The organism is Methylomonas sp. MK1 (genome assembly GCF_000365425.1).
GTDB lineage: Bacteria > Pseudomonadota > Gammaproteobacteria > Methylococcales > Methylomonadaceae > Methylomonas.
The window spans coordinates 15,159-34,943 of sequence record NZ_AQOV01000001.1 but is presented as its reverse complement, the minus strand read 5'-3'; the positions used below and the strand labels follow the sequence as shown (position 1 = coordinate 34,943).

At 58.1% G+C, this 19,785-nt stretch carries 7 protein-coding genes and 1 pseudogene; 4 read left to right on the top strand and 4 right to left on the bottom strand.

The genetic code is table 11. The features are described from left to right. Positions 1-113: 113 nt before the first annotated feature. The 3 genes from G006_RS0100110 to G006_RS0100100 are packed head-to-tail and all read right to left on the bottom strand — an operon-like array spanning position 114 to position 12,282. A complete protein-coding gene (locus G006_RS0100110; RefSeq protein WP_020481112.1) occupies positions 114-9,758 on the bottom strand; it encodes a YDG domain-containing protein in 9,645 nt (3,214 codons plus the stop codon). Between the two features lie 17 nt (positions 9,759-9,775). Next, positions 9,776-10,513: a SapC family protein gene (locus tag G006_RS0100105; RefSeq protein WP_026146733.1), complete on the bottom strand. Its 738-nt coding sequence runs from the start codon at positions 10,511-10,513 to the stop codon at positions 9,776-9,778. A 47-nt stretch (positions 10,514-10,560) separates the two neighbouring features. Next, the gene (locus G006_RS0100100) at positions 10,561-12,282 is read right to left on the bottom strand and encodes a ShlB/FhaC/HecB family hemolysin secretion/activation protein (protein WP_020481110.1); all 1,722 of its coding nucleotides are present in this window, start codon (positions 12,280-12,282) and stop codon (positions 10,561-10,563) included. A 264-nt stretch (positions 12,283-12,546) separates the two neighbouring features. On the opposite strand from G006_RS0100100, the pseudogene G006_RS28725 reads away from it, so the two are divergent. After that, positions 12,547-12,899, top strand: a pseudogene (locus tag G006_RS28725) (DDE-type integrase/transposase/recombinase); the annotation flags it as partial. Positions 12,900-13,081: 182 nt separating this feature from the next. Here G006_RS28725 and G006_RS0100090 read toward each other — a convergent pair. Continuing rightward, positions 13,082-13,699, bottom strand: a complete 618-nt coding sequence (locus G006_RS0100090) for a TetR/AcrR family transcriptional regulator (protein ID WP_026146732.1) — start codon at positions 13,697-13,699, stop codon at positions 13,082-13,084. 107 nt (positions 13,700-13,806) lie between these two features. On the opposite strand from G006_RS0100090, the gene G006_RS0100085 reads away from it, so the two are divergent. The 3 genes from G006_RS0100085 to G006_RS0100075 are packed head-to-tail and all read left to right on the top strand — an operon-like array spanning position 13,807 to position 19,718. Further along, a complete protein-coding gene (locus G006_RS0100085) occupies positions 13,807-15,054 on the top strand; it encodes an efflux RND transporter periplasmic adaptor subunit (RefSeq protein ID WP_020481107.1) in 1,248 nt (415 codons plus the stop codon). Between the two features lie 3 nt (positions 15,055-15,057). Continuing rightward, on the top strand, positions 15,058-18,249 hold the full coding sequence (locus G006_RS0100080) for an efflux RND transporter permease subunit (RefSeq protein WP_020481106.1): 3,192 nt from the start codon (positions 15,058-15,060) through the stop codon (positions 18,247-18,249). Further along, complete coding sequence (locus tag G006_RS0100075; protein WP_020481105.1) at positions 18,246-19,718, top strand: efflux transporter outer membrane subunit; 1,473 nt, start codon at positions 18,246-18,248, stop codon at positions 19,716-19,718. Before G006_RS0100080 ends, G006_RS0100075 begins: the two co-directional genes overlap by 4 nt. Positions 19,719-19,785 lie beyond the last annotated feature (67 nt).

Below are 19,785 nucleotides of genomic sequence, written 5' to 3'. Positions count from 1 at the left end.
AAACTTCATTTAGGCTACTGCCATCAGCTGCCGAAAGGCACGCGCATAGCCAAGCCTATTCGGTAAAACCGATCAACAGCTCCCCGGTTCGATCAGCATTTATTGCTGTAGATTCAGATCGCTTGGTCTTGTTTTTCGATAGTCAATATAATCGATTTTTGTTGGCCGCTCGCGCTGGTCTGAGTGATCACGACTTGTAGCGGCAACTGCGCGGCGCCAACGCTGTCAGTACTGAAGCTTAACGATTGGCTATTAAAACTCAGCCAAGCGGGTAACGGCTCGCCGTTACCCATTTTTGCCGAAACCGTGCTGTCTCCCGCCGTTGTAGGCAGTACTCCGGCTGGTAGCGCAAAACTAAATCCACTTGAATAGTTATTAACCTCAACGTTGGCGACGATCTGCATCTGACCTCCCGCTACCAAGGTTTGGGACGCCAATAAATGCACGGTATTGCCTAATTGCGTAGGCGCCGTATCACCCGTCGTCAAACCGGTGGTGGTACTTCCACCGCCATTGATCCCCGAGTCCGCAATATTGAATTGCACGGTCCGGTTGCTGTCGGCACCGCGTAGCGCCGAAAGCGCCAAGCCGCCGGCTTTACCGCCACCGTTGGAGCCGTCACCCGCACTGCCATTTCCGCCACTGTTCGGTACAGCGGTACCGGCGTCGACGATATCGGTTGGCGTATCGACGGCAGGGCTTTGTAGGATGGTGACAACTGGATTGCCGCCGGCTAGCGTGTAATTGCTGGCCAAGCCGCCATTACCGCCGTCTCTCAAGGCCAATGTTCCAAGATCGACCGGTTTATCGATACCGGCGCTGCTATCCGACATTTGACCAGCCCCGCTTAGCGACAGAGTTTCATTGCCGACCAAGGTGCCTAAATTGAAAACATCGGCATTTACAAGGTTACTGCCGTCGAACAACCTCGAACCGCTTAAATGGATGACGTAAGGCAAAATGATGCTGGTAGTGTTATCGCTGTAACTGATTGCGTAGTTGTTGCCTCCGTTGCCGTCGGAAACGCTAATACCGCTAACCGTCACGGTGCCACCGCCGCTGACGTTCTTATCGATAAATGTGAACACACCGCCGGATAAACTGTCCGCGCCGAAGAGTTGGCTACCGCTGTCGGCTTTGATGATTGGGGTGCCCGAGGCGGACGTGGTGCCGTCGTAAGTTTTGATAATGTTGCCGGTGGTCAAAACCAGGTTGGCTGGGCTGATGTCGGCTCTAAGGTCACCGCCAATCAAGGTATAGTTGCTGGCCAGACCGCCGTTACTGCCATCGCTGAGAGCCAACGAGCCTAGCGCAACCGTTTTACCGGTGCCGACGTTTTTATCCGCGACCGTTCCGACTCCGGTCAGGGTCAGTGTTTCACCGCCGACCAGAGTAGAGGTCGTCAAACTGGCGGCATTGATGGCGGTGGTGCCGTCGTAACTACGACTGCCGGTGAGGTTGACCTGGTAAGCCGTAATATCCGCGGTATGCGTGCCGCCGCTCAGCGTATAGTTGCTGGCCAAGCCGCCGTTGCTGCCGTCGGCCAACGCCAAAGTCCCCAGCGTCACCGCTTTACCGGTGCCGACGTTTTTATCGGCGACCGTGCCGGTGCCGCTCAGGCTCAGGGTTTCGCTACCGAACAAGCTGCCGGTCGAGAAAATGCCGGCCGCCATGTTGGTACTGCCGTTATAGGCCCGATTGCCGGTCAGACTGACCACGAACGGCGTGATGGTGCTGCTGGTGTTATTGACGTAACTGATCGAATAGTTGGCGCCGCTGTTGCCGTCGCTCACCGTCACACCGCTGACGCTCACCGTTTTATTACCGCTGCCGACGTTTTTGTCGGTGAAAGCGAATGTCCCACCGCTCAGACTATCGCTGCCGTAAAGCGTACCACCGGTCAGCGTGGCGGTGCCGGCTGCACTGGTGCCGCCGTCATAAACCTTGCTGACGTCGCTGGTGCTGACGGTCACGCTGGCTGCTGAAATATCGGCCGTATGCGTGCCGCCGCTCAGCGTATAGTTGCTGGCCAATCCGCCGTTGCTGCCGTCGGCCAACGCCAAAGTCCCCAGCGTCACCGCTTTGCCGGTGCCGACGTTTTTATCGGCGACCGTGCCGGTGCCGCTCAGGCTCAGGGTTTCGCTGCCCACCAAGCTGCCGGTCGAGAAAATGCCCGCCGCCACGTTGGTACCGCCGTTAAAGGCCCGATTGCCGATCAGACTGACCACGAACGGCGTGATGGTGCTGGTGGTGTTATTGGCATAGCTCACCGAATAGTTGGCGCCGCTGTTGCCGTCGCTGACGGTCACGCCGCTAACAGTCACCGTCTTGTTGCCGCTACCGACGTTTTTGTCGGTAAAGGCAAAGGTGCCGCCGCTGAGGCTGTCGCTGCCGTACAGCGTACCGCCGGTCAGCGTGGCGGTGCCGGCTGCGCTGGTGCCGCCGTCATAAACCTTGCTGACGTCGCTGGTGCTGACGGTCACACTGGCGGCTGAAATATCCGCGGTATGCGTGCCGCCGCTCAGCGTATAGTTGCTGGCCAAGCCGCCGTTGCTGCCGTCGGCCAACGCCAAAGTCCCCAGCGTCACCGCTTTGCCGGTGCCGACGTTTTTATCGGCGACCGTGCCGGTGCCGCTCAGGCTCAGGGTTTCGCTGCCCACCAAGCTGCCGGTCGAGAAAATGCCCGCCGCCACGTTGGTACCGCCGTTAAAGGCCCGATTGCCGATCAGACTGACCACGAACGGCGTGATGGTACTGCTGGTGTTATTGGCATAGTTCACCGAATAGTTGGCGCCGCTGTTGCCGTCGCTGACGGTCACGCCGCTAACAGTCACCGTCTTGTTGCCGCTACCGACGTTTTTGTCGGTGAAAGCGAATGTCCCTCCGCTCAGACTATCGCTGCCGTACAGCGTACCGCCGGTCAGCGTGGCGGTGCCGGCTGCGCTGGTGCCGCCGTCGTAGGCCTTGCTGACGTCGCTGGTGCTGACGGTCACGCTGGCTGCTGAAATATCGGCAGTATGCGTGCCGCCGCTCAGCGTATAGTTGCTGGCCAAGCCGCCGTTGCTGCCGTCGGCCAACGCCAAAGTCCCCACCGTCACCGCTTTACCGGTGCCGACGTTTTTATCGGCGACCGTGCCGGTGCCGCTCAGGCTCAGGGTTTCGCTGCCCACCAAGCTGCCGGTCGAGAAAATGCCCGCCGCCACGTTGGTACTGCCGTTAAAGGCCCGATTGCCGGTCAGACTAACCACGAACGGCGTGATGGTTAAGGTGCCGTTGACATAACTGAAATCATAGTTGCTGGCAGTGTATCCGCTCCCGGTAATGGTGTAGCTACCCGCGTTGATCGCGCCTTGCGAGGTGCCGCCGTAGCTGACGCTGCCGCCCAATACGCTTGAGGTTTCGCTGTTGACGAAGCCGGTGATATTGACACCGTGACCGCCACTGTAGCCCAAGCCGTTGTAAGCGCGACTGTCGTCACTGGCGGTCACGGTCAGCGTTTTTTTGTTGACCGTTAAGGTTCCGCTGGCGCCTCCGGTGCCTATCGTCGTCGAATAACCGGCCCCGCCACTGATCGCGGCCGAACCGACCGCGCCGTTGACGGTATAGCTGCCGACCGCGCGGGCAGTGCCGGCCGTTCCGCCGACGATGCTAAAACTGGGCGTGCCACTTAAACCCGCAACGGTGGCGGAGTCCGTCACGCCGTCGTCGTTGACGTAACCCGAAAACGCGCTGCTCGCGCTCGGATCGGCGTCGCCGTAGGTTTTGCTAATGTTGCCGACGTCGACGCTCAGGCTAGGCTGGTAGTCATAGATCAGGTGATTGCCCGCGACGATTGTTGCCGGCGCGTTGCCATCGTAAGTTTTGTTGTATAGCCTGGGGAGAGCCGAACCCGCCGCCCCAGTCAGGCCGCCCTCGGTCGAGCCGGATGGACTGTGCATATACACCAGCCAACGACCGTTGGCGGCGGACAGTACGCCGTTGCCGACATTGTTGATCAACTCGCCGCCGCTGGCGGCCGCCAAAACCAGCGCATCCCCGCTGCCGCTGGCGGTCAAGCTCGCGCCGCTGTTCAAAACGATATTCTTGCTGCCGCTCGCGCCGCCGGTGCCGCGATGGATAATGCTGATGGTATCGGCCAGGATTTGTCCCGCCAGGGTGATGTTGCCGCTGTCGTCCTCGGTGTTGCCGGTGCCGTCGCGTAACTCCATGGTGACCGAACCGGCGCCGGCATCTATCGTGACACCGTTGGCAACTTCGATAACGGCATTGCCGGCCGCGCGATCAGCGTCGACAACGCCGTTGGCTGCCAAATCGTTGGCGTGCAGCACTAGGTTGCCGCCGTCGGTGGTGACGTCGGCATTGACGTAAATGCTGCGTCCCGCCTCCAATTTCAGGGTCGCTGACGAACTGAAAAGCCCGGCGACATTGAGCGCGCTGTTAACAGTGATGTCGTTGCTGGCTTGTAGCGTGACGTTGGTACCCCAGCCGAGTAGATTGGTCAAAACATCCGGGGCTATGGTCATGTCCTTGCCGACCGCCATACCATAAGTAATGCGACTCGGATCGGTAGCACCCGAGGTTACCCGGCCGCTATTTTCGTTGGCGAAGCTGACCACGAAGGTATCGCCGTGGTCATAAGCAAAGCCTGGCAGCAGGCTGAAATAGTTGGTGCCGGCATATTGATAGTAATCCACCCAAGGGCCGCCGGTATCGAAGCTGATGCCGCTGTTCGCCGTGGTGCCGACAACGCTGTTCGCGTCCGAAACCTCGCCGAAAATACCGTAGAAGGCATCGCCGTAGGTCACGGCGCCGGCGTTCGCCAAGCCGCCGTTGCGCCAATCGGTATCGATGACCAGATAGTCGTAATAGTAGGTATTGTAGTTAACGGTTAATCTAACCTGGTTCAGGCCGACGTCCTGATTGCTGTAACTACCGATCAAGCTATTGCTGGCCGACACCGCGCCGGCTCCGCCGATACTGGCGCGCGCCCAGGATAGCGCGCCGGCATCCGCCGCAGAACCGTTATGCCAGTGCCGGCTACCGACTAAATAAGATACGCCCAAGTCTATGACCCCGTCGCTGCCGACCTGATCGCCGGCCTGGCTGCCGACAAAGCTATTACCGATCCCGACCACCGCACCTTGGCTGCTCTCGCCGTAAGCGAAGCCGGTTTTTTCCGCGACCCAGGTCACCGCGCCGGCATCGGCGTTGGCGCCACTATGCCAGTGCGGGCTTAGCACCAAGTAGTTATAACTCGAGACGCCGTTGATAGGATCGTAACCGTTCGTCAAAACCGTGACGCCGCCGCTGCCGACCTGGTCGCCGGACGTGGCGCCTATCAGGCTGTTGCTGCTGCTCACCGCCCCTAAAGCGCCGGTCAGGCGGCTACCCCATGTCACCGCACCCAACTGCGTGTCGGTGCCGTTACCCCAGTTCGGGCTGATCACAACATAGCCCACCCGCGTCGCGTTGTTATATTCAGCCGGCAGTGCGACCACGCCGCCACTGCCGACGCGGTCGTTGGCGTGAGTACCGACCAAACTGTTGGCCGCGCTGGCATTGCCGGTCAACGGCGACGCCGCGCCGGCCGTCGTGGTGACGCTGCCCCAGGTCACCGCGCCGGCATCGGCCGTCGCGGCGTTGTCCCAATAAGGACTCGCAATCGAGTAATAATCCAGATGGTACTGTTTCTGACCTACTCCGCTACCCGTGGTCCAGTCGTACGGCAACAGCGTGACGCCGCCGCTGCCGATTTGATCGCCTGCGGTACCGCCGATCAAGCTGTTTGCCGAGCTAATACTTCCGGTTATGCCTGTGGCCGCCGCGGTTTTGGTAACGGCCCCAACGTTCGCGTTGCCGCCGTCGCTCCAATTGGGGCTGATAACCAAATAATACGCAGTGCGGGTGCCTGACCAAGTGCTTCCGTTGTAAGTCAATTCGGTATATTGCCCGGCTTTGACGCCGCCGCTGCCAACCTGATCAGCTGCGGTGTCGCCGACGAGGCTGTTACCAGAGCCAACGGTTCCTTGGATACCGCTGGCTTCGGCGCCGAATGTGACAGCTCCGCGATCACTGTCCCAATGCGGGCTGATCACGCCGTAAAAATAGGTGTAAGTCCAGTTGTTTGCGGTATCTACACCATTAAAAGCTGTTACTACGCCGCCGCTACCTACTCGGTCGTTGGTATGACTTCCAATTAAGCTGTTGCTGCTACTGATAGCGCCACTGACGCCGCTGCCGAAACTACCCCAACTGGCGGCGCCGGCATCGGCATTACCGCCGTTATCCCAGGTGGGGGTTAGGACCACGTAATCGGCCACGCCCACGTCGATAATATTATTCGCATCGCTGCCGACACCGTCGTTGGCGGTACTGCCGACCAGGCTGTTTCCCGCGCCGACCGCGCCGCTGACGCCGCTCGTTTTGCTGCCCCAGGTGACCGCCCCGGCATCGGTGGCTCCGCCGTTGTCCCAATCAGGGCTCAACACCAGATAATAACCGTCTTTCAACAAGATTCCGCCCCCTCCGACATGATCGTTGGCGGTCGTACCGACCAGACTGTTGGCCGAGCCCAAGGTGCCGGTCTTTGTGGCTGTGGCGTTCCAGAAGGTCACCGCACCGGCGCTGCCATTCCATAGCGGACTAAGTACCATGTAACCCGGATCTTGCCCTAGGTAACTGGCGCCGCCGCTACCAACCTGGTCTCCGGCATGGCTGCCGACCAAGCTGTTGCCGCTGCCGATGACACCGGATACGCCGCCGTTGTTGGTGCTGGTTTCGGTCGGGATATTCGTTAGCGTGTTTCCGAACAAGTCCGTCGTTGTGACAGTGCCGTAGGTGATGGTGCGGCCGTCGCCCCAGGTGATCGCGCCGGCGTCGGCGGTTGAGCCGCCATTGTTGAAATGGGGACTGAGTATCAAGTAATACGGATGAGTTGAAGTATAGCCGGTATCGGGGCTGCGGCTGGTGTAGTGGCTGAGTAACTGGATGCCGCCGCTGCCGACCAGATCGCCGGCGGTCGCGCCGACCAGACTGTTGGCGGACGATACCGCGAAACCGGCAGTCGCGCCGCCGGACGCGTAACCGGTGGCGGCATTGAGCCAGGTGACTGAACCTTTGTCGCCGTCCCAATGCGGGCTGGCGACCACATACGCCGCGTCGGTACGGTAAGTGTTAACGTGGCCGTGCGGCGGGGTGTCGCTGGGTTGACTGGTATAGTTGGTACTGCTGGAGTAATAAAGCGCTTTGATGTCTCCGCTACCGATCCGGTCGTTGGCATTGCCACCGACCAGGCTGTTCGACGAAGAAACGGTGCCGGTCAATGCGGCCAAGCCGCTGGCCCAAGTGACCGCACCGGCGTCGGCGCTGGCACCGTTCTGCCAATGCGGACTGGCGATCACGAAAAAATTTCGGTAATACTCGGTGCCGGTAATCAACGCGCCGCTACTGTTGTAATCGTGAAACTCGGTGACAAATTGCGTGATCCCACTACTGCCGACTTGGTCTCCAGCGGCACCACCTACCAAGCTGTTGGAAGATGAAATGACACCGGATATTCCGCTCAAAGCACTGCCCATCGTGACCGCACCGGTGCTGGCATTCCATTGCGGGTTCAGGACCAGATATTTCAAATAGCCGTTGTCGTTGCTCCAAGTGTGACCAGTCGCGCCGTAATAATTATCGACCAACACGATACTGCCGCTGCCCACGGCATCGCTGGCCGAGCTGCCGACCAAACTGTTGGCCGACGATACCGTTCCGCTTAAGCCGGCAGTGCCGCTGGACCAGCTTACCGCCCCCTTGCCACCATCCCAATGCGGACTGGAAATCAAAAAGTTGCCCAGCGAATTGAACGAGACGTTGACGTTGGTATTGGTATTTTGGCTAACCAGCTGGGTGATCCCACCACTGCCCAGACGATCATCGGCGTGGCTACCGGTGACCGTCGCGATCAGCGCCCCGGACCAGCCGTTGTATAAATAAACCGCGCCGGCATCCTGGCCGCCGAAGTCGTCATAGGGATTCGTGACGGCCACGTTGGTGCTCCACAGTACCGAAGTGCCGGTGCCGAAGCCGGATGTGACGCCCAGTGTGTTGGTCGGATTGGGGTCTTCGAAATCGAATTGCGGGTACTGGCCGCTGCTGTCGATGGTGATGTTGCGCGGATCGAGTAATAGACTGCCGTTGCGGCCCTGACTGGCCAAGGTGGTAACGGTTCCGCCAAACAACAGGGCGTCGTGAGACGAGACTTCAACGGTGCCGCCGTCGCCGCCCGCCGAACCGCCTTTGGCGGAGATCGTGCCATAAAAATCGGTTTTCTGATCCGACCAAACCACGACGTCACCGCCATCGCCCTTTTCAGTTGCGTCGGCTTGCAGTTGGGTGAAGGGATTGATTCGCGTTATCGTGGCATTGCGAACTGCCGCGTCCTTGCCATGAAAGCCGCCGCCAATGCTGATCTTGCCGCCGCCTTTGGCACCGTTGGCGGTGATCGTCGCAGCGGCCAACGTAACGTCTTTGCCGCCGGTGACGGTGATCTTGCCACCGCGTCCAGAAACGCCGCTAGCATCGATGGTGGCAGAACTGAACACGCCACCTTGGCCACCCGCGGTCACGGCGATGTCGCCGCCGTTTTGGCTTCCCTTTGTAGACAGCTTGGCGGATGCGGTCTGGATGACTCGACTGTCGGCGGCAATCGTAATTCGGCCGCCTTCGGAGACGGTACCTTCGGCGCTGAGCGTTCCGGTTTGCAGCACCCGGTCGCCGCTCAAGCGAATTTCCCCGCCGCTATTACCGTCGGCGCGGACGGTACCGGTATCGACGACCAACCGGCCGTGCTCGACGACATTGCCGCCTTGGGTGTTCTCGGCGGCGGACACGTCCAGTGTGCCGCTGTTGCTGACCTCGTCGCCGATCAGTTCTATCGAACCGCCGCGATTGACGAGGGATTTGGCCTCAACCACGCCGCTGTTGTTAATCGCGGCGCCGCGCAATTGGTCGGCGGCGCTGGCCGTCATGATCACCCGGCCGCCATCGGCGCGGATCAGCTGTTTGTTCTCGATCAGCGTATTGACGGTGGCTGGATCAACCTGAACATTGACCAGTTTACCTTCGTCCAATTCCAGTTTTACGCCATCGCCGCCGGCTAGCGCCACCGTGCCCAAACGGGCCTGGACCAGACCTTCGTTGCTGACGCTGGGGGCCAGCAACGCCACGTATCCGCCGTCCTTGGCACGGATGTCGCCCTGATTGACGACGCCGGCGTCGCTGCCCTCGCGCTTGAAATGGTAGTTGCCGGCACGGAAATCGGCATCGCTGATGTTCATCGTCGACGCCGCCATCGCGCCGACATCGACTTGGGCGCCCTTGGCAAACAGCACGCCGTTGGGGTTCACCAGAAACACTTGACCGTTAGCGGTCAATCGGCCGGAAATGACCGATGCTTCGCCGGATGTCACGCGGTTCAGCGCGATCGCGCTGGCGTTAGGCTGTTGATAATCCACATGGGCACTGGCGCCGATGTTGTAGCTCTGCCAGTTGATGATAGCTTTATCACTGCCTTGTACGACATCCATCCGTGCGCCATCTTGGTGGATTTGTGCCTGTCCCGACGTCACCTGGCCGCCATTAGGCAGCGCATTGCCGGCCAATTCGGCCAAGGCCGGCTGCCAAGCACCGGCCAAGGCGATTTGTATTGCCAGCACCAGCGGATGACGGTTGAAGTGCGGCGTGCGACTTTGGTAGGCATATCTGGTCATAAGACTGTCCTCTCGAATCAGTGCGGTTTTTCGGTGCTTGCGGCGGCTTTGCGTTCCAACAGGCGGGCAAAATTGCTCAACGACGCCAAGTGCAGATAGATCAATCCCAACCAGCCGGTTTGGAACAGGCTGTCCAACGCATCGCTACCGATTTTTTGGAAGCGCGCCTGGTCCACGACCCAAAGACCTGATAACGAGTAGCGCTCGCCGCTCGGCGATACCGCATCGGCCCGGCGTTCGGTTAAGAGGTCCAATTCGTGCAAGGTGGCGGCGAATTGTGCGGTCCGTTGCGATTCGGCGTGGAACTCCCGCAAAAAGCCGATGATTTGTTGCAGGTAAGCCGACGGTTCGCCGTCGACCAGCAACGGCTCACCGGCCGTTTCGTTAAAACGCGGGCTAGTCTCGTCAAAACAGACGACCAATTGCTTGTCTTCGGCCTGCTCGGCGGGTACGAACGGGTATCGGCGGACGAAGGCTGGTATGTAATGTCCGATCCAGCGACCGGCGCCGTTGACGAACAGGTTTTCACCGTCGTTCAAGCCCAGCACCGCGACCGGAACGAATTGGCCGTCGCCGGCTTTGGCGAAAGCGATCGGATATTCCTTGCCGGCTTCGCTGAATTCCGGACCAATCAGCGGCACCGAGTTACTGACTCGCGCGTAACCGACGTCTTCGGACGGCGCGATATGCAACCGACCATGAGCGGCGGGGTTCAGGCTGACGATGCGTTTGTAAAATAGCAATTGGTTATCCACGGTGGTGTCGCCGGTTGAGTTGGAGGAAAAATGGAAACTGAAGACGTTTAAAACGCTTTGCTCAAGCTGACCCAAAAATGAGGCGCTTTGTAAGTACCGTCCGAATCGTTGCCGTCTCCCGAGCGGGCTGGGTTGGCGCCTATGCGTTGGGCGACGCTGCCGCGGATGATGAAATTGCCGGGTACCACCCAGTTGATTCCGACGCCGCCGCCGCTGAGCGTGTAATGGTTAGGGCCGCCTTCGGTGGCATTCGGCCATAGTTCGTTGTGCAGCGTTATACCGCCATGGTCGATGAAGCCGACCAACTCAACATGCTCGTAAACCTCGTACCGTAGTTCGAAATTCATCAGATAGCCTTCGTCGCCCAGGGCCTCGTTGACTGGATAAGCTCTGATGCCAAAGGGGCCACCCAGACTGAACTTTTCGGAAGAATCCAGATTTTTAGTGGCCAGTTGTCCGCTGACGCCGGCATAGAAGCGTAATTTGTCGGTCAGGCTTTGTAGGCGGGAGGCGTTAAGTGAGAACTTTTGATAGGCACCACCGGCGCGGGCTGTGGCCCGGTTTTGAGTTTGGTCGACCAGGCTTCCCGACAAATCCAGGTTGCCGGCCACCATTGTTGCGCCAAATAGCGTTACCGCGCTGCCTAGCCAGTCGTCCTGATGATCGCCGCTCAGGCCGATGTAACCGCTTTGCACTTCCTTGTCGCTGACCACGCTACCAAGGCTGGTATTGTAGTAGTGGCGATCATCGAAACCGCTGACAACGTAAAGATTCGTGCTCACACCGCGAAGCAACGGATAGGTTGCGAAGGTGCCGCCGGTCCACGCCGAGCCTTGGGCGTCCAACGACTGAAAGGGCTCGCCTAGAGTATAGTCCAGCGCGGACGCGGCCAGGCCAATCCGCAACCCCGAGTAGCCTACCGGCAGCGAATAAGCAACTCGGCCATAAACGTTACCGCTGCCGCCTTGAACGCGTAACGAGGCCAGATCGCCGAGGCGCAAGGGATTATTCAGGTTTAGCGATCCGCCGAATTGGTTCATGCCGACCGAGCGCACGCCGGTATTGCTGTAATCTACAGAGCCGCTGATTAAATTGCTGGGGTCGATTTTCAGCAGCAGGTCGGATTCGCCGGCTCTTTCGCCGGCCTTCAAGGTGGAAGAAATAGTGCCGCCGGTCAGATCGTTCAGCAGGAGGATGCCGCGTTGCATATCGGCCAATCGCAAAGCGTCCCCTGCCGGCTGAGCCGCCAACATGGTTTGTCGGGGAATGTCGTTTCGGTAGGTGGCGGCCGGGTCGTCGACCTCGACTTTGCCTAATTTGGCTTCGCGGATCAGAATTTCGACGATGCCGTCGCGAATTTGCTGAGCGGGCAATACCGCGCGGGCGAAAAAGCCACGTTGCTGGTAATACTCCGCAATATCGCGAGTGATTTTGCGCAGTTCGGCCAAGCTCAAGTCCTTGCCGATATGGTCTTTCAGAAATGCCTGGAGTTCAGCTTCGCCAATCAACTCGGTGCCGCTGATTTTCCAACCCTTGACTTGGATACGGATGTCGCCTTCACCGGCAGGCGCCGGTTGCTCCGAAATTTCGAACGGGACGTTCGAGTCGCCAGGCAAAATCGGTTCGGGTTTGATATTTCGTAGAATCGACCCCGCCTCGGGAACCACTTCAGCCGCTTGTCCGGCAGCCAGACAACTGATTAGGAAAGCTAAGGCAGCGGCACTGAGCCGAATCCGGATGAGTTTGCGATTTCTTAGGGTCGGTTGCATACGATTTCAATTGCTGACATGAATGGAAATGGTCGCCTGTCCGCTTTATTTAGGCCGCGAGGCAAATAACGACTGCCCTGGCCTATCTTTGGTTACCCGATGCGGATTGGTGTGCCCGTACAATATAGCCGTTCGGTCATAACCGTTTAGCTCAGGGGCCGGAGAGTATCGAATCCGATCAGACCCCAAAAACGGTATGGAAATAATATAGTCGATAAAAAAAATTAGTCGAACGCAAAAAATCTCAAACTTTAATTCGGGCCCGTCATGGATCGCCGGTTTGAGCAGACCAACGCTAACCGGGCCTGGGTCTCGGACATCACTTACCTACGGACCGTGAGTGGTTGGCTGCTTATACCCTTGGATATAAGCAGGCGGTCGTGTTGGACTTGTATTCGCGCAAAATCGTCGGCTCGGCTATGGCGCCCAACATGCCGGCGGAATCGGTTTACACGGCCTTCCGGATTGCCATCGCTCAGCGCAGACCACCGCCGGGCGTGATTGTGCATTCCGACCGAGGTAGCCAATATGCCAACCACGCCGATGGCATCCGCGACGTGACCGACTATATCCTTAATTTCTACAACAATCGGCTCTTGCATTCGTCATCGGGCTAATTGCCGCTGAATGGCTATGAGATGAACATCGCAGACCAACAACCTATCGCGGTGTCCGAAAAAAGTAGACCACTACAACCTGGCCTAAATGAGCGTCACCGCAGGGAAAGTGGGAACCCCGTTGCCGGAATCGATTGACGGCGAGTTCTGACGGATGCCGCTTGCCTAGCACATGAAATGCGTTAACGGGCTAACCGACACCCCTGCAAAAACAAGCCAACAGACTGACGCACCCAAGCGTCTATCTCCGTTTCGTCGGGTGTCGGCTCCAAACCCAACTGTAACCGCTGTAAGCGTTCGCCACGCACCGCGCTGATGAATTGGTCGGCAAGGAAATACGGATCCATATCGATTATTCGGCTGGCCTGTTGATGGCGCATAAAAAACTGCGCTAACAAACCCAGAGTCCGGCGCGGTCCTTGTTCGTAAAACTGTGTCGCCAGATCCGGGAATCGGGGCGATTCGCCGATCAATATCGCCCGCATCCGCAATACATCCGGACGGGTGATACGAAACAAAAACTGCCGGGCAAAAATCGTCAAAGCCTCTTCCAATTCGCAATCGTCGGACAGACTACCGATAAACTGGTCGCTGCACCGCCTGATCAAAGCGCCGAACAGACCGGCCTTGCCACCGAATTGGCTATAGATCGTGCGCAGCGAAACTCGCGCATCGCGGGCGATGGTTTCCATACTCAGGTTTCCGTAACCGTTTTCCAGGAAAAGCTGCAACGCCGCATCGAGCAATCGGTCCCGACTTTGCTGCTCATCGCCCTTACAGGGACGCCCACATTTGACCATGCTGTGTGATTCGCGAAATGAATTGACTTGGGTGAAGATGATAACCTAGACTAAACGGTAATAGATATTACCATTTTCAGTTAACCGACGATTTAGGCAGTACGGCAATGGCAAAAAACGCGCGCATGACGCTTGCAGACAAACAGACCCATTCATCGCCGGTTACGGCTATTTTTCCAGGGCAAATGCATCGCCAAGCGTTGCGACGTGGGTTAAAGCTCGGCGTGGCCGGCGTCATCCTGCAACTGGCTGTGGCTGGCTGTGGCGATGCTGTAACCCCTGCCGACCCAATAGCCGCGCCACCGCCGCCCAATGTGAAAATCGCGCAGCCCCTGAACCGGGAAACCACCGAATGGGACGAATACACCGGCCGGATCGAAGCGATCAACTCGGTGGACATTCGCGCCCGCGTCGGCGGTTATTTAGACTACGTCAATTTCACCGCCGGTGCCAAAGTCAAGAAAGGCGACTTGCTGTTTCAGATAGACCCTAAACCGCTGAAAGCCCAGCTTAATTACGCGCAAGCCGAACTGGAGCGCGCCAAAACCAAACGCGAGCTAGCGAAAAACGATTTGAGCCGCGCCGAAAACCTGTTCAAAGCCAAAGCGATTTCCGCGGAAGAATACGATATGCGCACCAAAGGCTTGCGCGAAGCGGCGGCTGCGGTCGAATCTGCGGAAGCCAACGTCTACACCGCAAAATTAAATCTGGAATACACCGAAATCCGCGCGCCAATCAGCGGACGAGTCGGCCGCGAGATGATCACCGCCGGCAACTTAGTAAAAGCCGACGACACCATGCTGACCAATATTGTTTCCATCGATCCGGTATACGTTTACGTCGATGCCGACGAACAATCGGTATTGCGTTACCGTCGGCATGCTCAGCAACAAGGCCAAAGTGCCGCCGATTTGAAAGGTACGCCGGTGCAACTGGCGGTTGCCGACGAAACCGATTTTCCGCATCAAGGCAAACTGGACTACATCGCCCCGCGCGAGGATGCCGCTACCGGCACGCTGAGCTTGCGCGGCGTATTCGCCAATCCAGACGAATTACTCAGCCCCGGCTTCTTCGCCCGCTTGCGGGTGCAAGCCTCGGCATCGTACCCTGCCCTGTTAGTGCCCGACCGCGCCGTCGGCACCGATCAGGCGCAGCGGTTTGTCTGGGTCATCAACCAGGACAACCAAGCCGAGTACCGTCAAGTTACCCCAGGCTCGCGCATCGGCGAGTTGCGAGTGATCCGCAGCGGCGTGCAAGCCGGTGATTGGGTGGTAGTGGAAGGCGTGCAAAAACTCAAACCCGGCGCCAAAGTCAATCCGGAGCGCATCACTTTGACCGTGCCTGGAGCGCAATAAGCTATGGATAAATTCAGTCATTTTTTTATCGACCGGCCGATCTTCGCGGCGGTGTTGTCGATTGTGATCGTGTTGGTCGGCGGTCTGGCCTTAATCGGCCTGCCGATTGCCCAATACCCGGAAATCGCTCCGCCCACGGTCGTGGTCAGCACCAACTATCCCGGCGCCAATGCCAAAGTAGTCGCGGAAACGGTAGCAACGCCGATCGAGCAGGAAGTGAACGGTGTGGAAGACATGCTGTATATGTCGTCGCAGTCCACCAATAGCGGCGCGATGTCCTTGACCGTCACCTTCAAGCCCGGTGCCAATCTGGATAAAGCCCAGGTTTTGGTGCAAAACCGGGTGGCACTGGCCGAACCTAAGTTGCCGGAAGAAGTGCGTCGGCAAGGTTTGAGCGTGAAAAAGCGCAGCCCGGATTTAAGTCTGGTGGTTAACCTGGTTTCGCCGGACAAACGTTACGATAGCGTTTACATGAGTAACTACGCACTGCTGCAAATCCGCGACACCTTGGCGCGCTTGCCCGGCGTGGGTGATATTCTGCTATTCGGCGCCCGCGACTACAGCATGCGCCTGTGGCTGAACCCGCAAACCATCGCTGCCCGCAACCTGACCGCCGCCGAAGTGGTGAATGCGGTACGCGAACAAAACGTGCAAGTGGCGGCCGGCGTGGTCGGTCAGCAACCCTCGCCGAACAGCGCCGAATACCAATACACCGTCAGCACGCTGGGCCGCCTTAGCACCCCCGAGCAATTTGGCGAGATCGTCATCAAGCAAGGCGAAAACGGCCAAGTCACCCGCTTGAGAGACGTGGCGCGCATCGAACTCGGCGCCAAGGATTACAATTCCGGTTTGTATTTGGACGGCGACGAAACTGTCGGCCTGGCAATTTTCCAACTACCCGGTTCCAATGCCATCGACACAAAAAATGCGGTGATGGCGGCGATGGAAAAACTGAAGACCCGTTTCCCGGAAGGCCTGGATTACAAACTGGTGTACGACACCGTGGTCTTCGTGGAGCAATCGATAGACGCGGTGGTCGAGACCCTATTCGAAGCTTTGCTGCTGGTCGTCTTGGTGGTGATCGTGTTCCTGCAAAACTGGCGCGCGGCAGTAATCCCGCTGCTGGCGGTGCCGGTTTCGTTGATCGGCACCTTTGCGGTGATGTCAGCCTTGGGTATTTCCTTAAACACCCTGTCGCTTTTCGGCTTGGTGCTGGCTATCGGCATCGTCGTGGACGACGCCATCGTGGTGGTGGAAAACGTCGAGCGACATATCGCCGAAGGCCTGCATGCTCGTGAAGCCACACGCTTGGCCATGTCCGAGGTGGTGGGACCGGTGGTCGCCACGGCATTGGTGTTGGTGGCGGTATTCGTGCCCACGGCGTTTATCACCGGCGTATCGGGCGCGTTTTATAAACAGTTTGCCTTGACTATTGCGGTGTCCACGGTTATTTCGGCGTTTAACTCCTTGACGCTGAGCCCGGCATTATGCGCCTTGCTGCTGGACCGCGCTCACGACAACAAGGACGCGTTCACCAAAATATTCGACAAACTGTTCGGTTGGTTTTTCGGCGCGTTTAACCGTTTTTTCGAGCGTTTCAGCCTGGGCTATTCGCGTTTGGTCGGCCGTTTGATCCGCGTCACCGCTGTCGTTCTGGTGCTGTATGTCGGCCTGAACGGCTTGAATTTCCTGGCATTTGAGAAAGTACCGACCGGTTTTATTCCGCAACAGGACCAAGGCTATCTGGTTTTGTACGCGCAATTGCCTGACGCCGCTTCCCTGGCCCGCACCCAGGACGTGGTACAGCAAGCCAGCAAGATCATTCTGGATACCCAAGGCGTGCAGCACGTCAACGCCTACGCCGGCTGGTCGGTGTTAAGCGGGGCTAATCAGTCCAATGTGGCCACCATGTTCGCGCGCTTAGGTGAATTTACCGACCGGGCCGGCCACCCAGAATTGCACGCCGACGAGATCGTCAAAACACTTACTCAGCGCCTGAGCGTGATCCCCAACGCCCGCATCGCCGTATTCGCTCCACCGCCGATTCGCGGCATGAGTTCGGTCGGCGGTTTTAAACTGCAGATTGAAGACAGAAACAACGCTGGCGTGGACGAATTGCAACGCGTTACCAATGAAATGCTGGGCAAGGGTAATCAACAGCCCGGCTTGGTGGGTCTGTTCAGCACGTTTAGATCCGGCGTGCCACAGTTGTTTGTGGATGTGGATAGAACCCGGGTCAAGGCGATGGACGTACCGTTGAAAGATGTGTTCGACACCTTGCAAATTTATCTGGGCTCCTTATACGTCAACGACTTCAATGCCTTCGGCCGCACTTACCAAGTCACCGCGCAATCCGATGCGCCATTCAGGATGCTACCGGGCGATATTGACCAGTTAAAAACCAAAAATCGCCAAGGCGGCATGGTGCCCTTGGGCGCGGTCAGCGAGGTGAAAGAAATCGCCGGGCCGGACAAAATCACCCGCTACAACATGTACCCGGCCGCGGAAATCAACGGCGGCACCCTACCCGGCATCAGTTCCGGCCAGGCCATCGACACCATGAGCAAGCTGCTGTCCGCCGAATTGCCACCGGGCTTTGATTTCGAATGGACCGAACTGAGTTTGCAACAAGTATTGGCCGGCAACGTGGCCATGCTGGTGTTTCCGCTTAGCGTAATTTTTGTGTTCCTGGCCTTGGCCGCGCAATACGAAAGCTGGTCGCTACCGTTTGCGGTGATTTTGATCGTACCGATGTGTATTTTGTCGTCGATGGCCGGAGTTTGGCTGAGCAATATGGACAACAACATCTTCACGCAAATCGGCTTTATCGTCTTGGTGGGACTAGCCAGTAAAAACGCAATTTTGATTGTCGAGTTTGCCAAGCAGCGGCAGGAAAGCGGTTTAAATCGCTTTGAGGCAGCCGTAGAAGCCTCGCGGATTCGGTTACGGCCGATTCTGATGACCTCATTTGCTTTCATCATGGGCGTGTTCCCTTTGGTAATAGCCCAAGGTGCCGGCGCCGAATCCCGGCGTTTGCTGGGCACAGCGGTGTTCAGCGGCATGATCGGCGTCACCGTGTTCGGCTTGTTACTAACGCCAGTGTTTTATGTGGTGGTGCAAGCCATCGCCCAGCGCCTGCGACCCGCAACCACCGATTTAACTACTCATCAACCGGCAATCGAGGCACACAAATGAGTCAGCGTCCATCCAAACTCCGGCATCACCCGCTTAGTGCTGCGGGCCTGATCGGCGTGCTGTTGAGCGGCTGCGCGGTCGGCCCGGATTACGAAATCCCGGCTACTGCCGATTTGCCGGCGAGTTTTGCTAACGCCCAACCGGCCGAATTTTCCGATCGCGGCATCGAGGAACAATGGTGGAAGCTGTTCAACGATCTGCAATTGAGCGGTTTAATAGACAACACCATCAGCCACAACTACGAACTAAAAGCCGCTCGCGCCAACCTGGCTGAAGCGCGGGCCTTGTATCTGGAAACCGGGCTGAATCTGTTACCGACGGTCACCTCGCACGCCAATTACACCGAGCAGAAACGCAGCGTGGGCGCGTTCAATAACCGCGCGGTGTTTCCGCGCGAACTGAAGCTCTACAACACCGGCTTCGACGCCTCCTGGGAAATCGATTTCTTCGGTCGAGTAAGACGCAATGTCGAAGCCAGCAACGACGAGGTCGAAGCACAGGAAGCCAGTCTGCGCGACATTGGCGTCAGTCTAATTGCCGAAGCAGCCCGGAATTATTTTGAATTGCGCGGCCTGCAAAACCAGTTGGCCGTCGCGCAAAAAAATGCCGACAACCAGGCCCAAACCCTGGAACTGACCCAAGTGAAACTGGAGAACGGTCGCGGCACCGAGTTAGACACTTCCAGAGCACTGGCACAATTGGAAAGCACCAAAGCGACTATTCCGCGTTTGGAAAGCGCGATAGCGCAAGCCATCCATAGACTCAGCGTATTAACCGGGCAAATGCCGGACGCCTTGACCACATCCTTGGTGCAGTCAGCACCCTTACCGAAAGCGCCGAATGCCATCCAGATTGGTAACCCGGAACAACTGTTGCGCCGCCGACCGGATATTCGGGTTGCCGAACGCAGCTTGGCCGCCGCTACTGCCAGAATCGGCGTTGCTACCGCCGACCTATTTCCTCGCGTCACTTTCGTCGGCAGTCTTTCGCTGGAAGCCAGCACCCTATCCGGCATCGTGGCGCCCGGATCAGAATCGTATTCTGTCGGCCCAAAAATCAGCTGGGCCGCGTTTGACTTAGGCCGAGTTTACGCCCGCATCAAGGCCGCCGACGCCCGCGCCGAAGCCAGCCTGGCGCAATATGAACAAACCGTACTCAACGCTCTGGAAGAAACCGAAAACGCCTTGGTCAACTATAGGCAAGAACGCGCCCGCCGCAGCTCCTTACTAATGGCTGCACAGGCCAGCGAGAAAGCCTCGGAACTGGCACATCTGCGTTATCAGGAAGGCATAGCGGATTTTCTGACCGTGCTGGATAGCGAACTGCGCTTATTGCAGGACCAAAGCCAATTGGCGCAAAGCGAAACCGCCACGGCAACAGCGTTGACTGCCGTTTACAAGGCTTTGGGTGGGGGTTGGGTGGAGTCATCCGACACGCAGGGCAAGCTGGAAACCAGTCTTGTCCAATAGTCGATCAGATCCTTCGGACGATAATAACCGTAGTTTTGCCGGTCACTGTAAACGGGTGAATTAACGA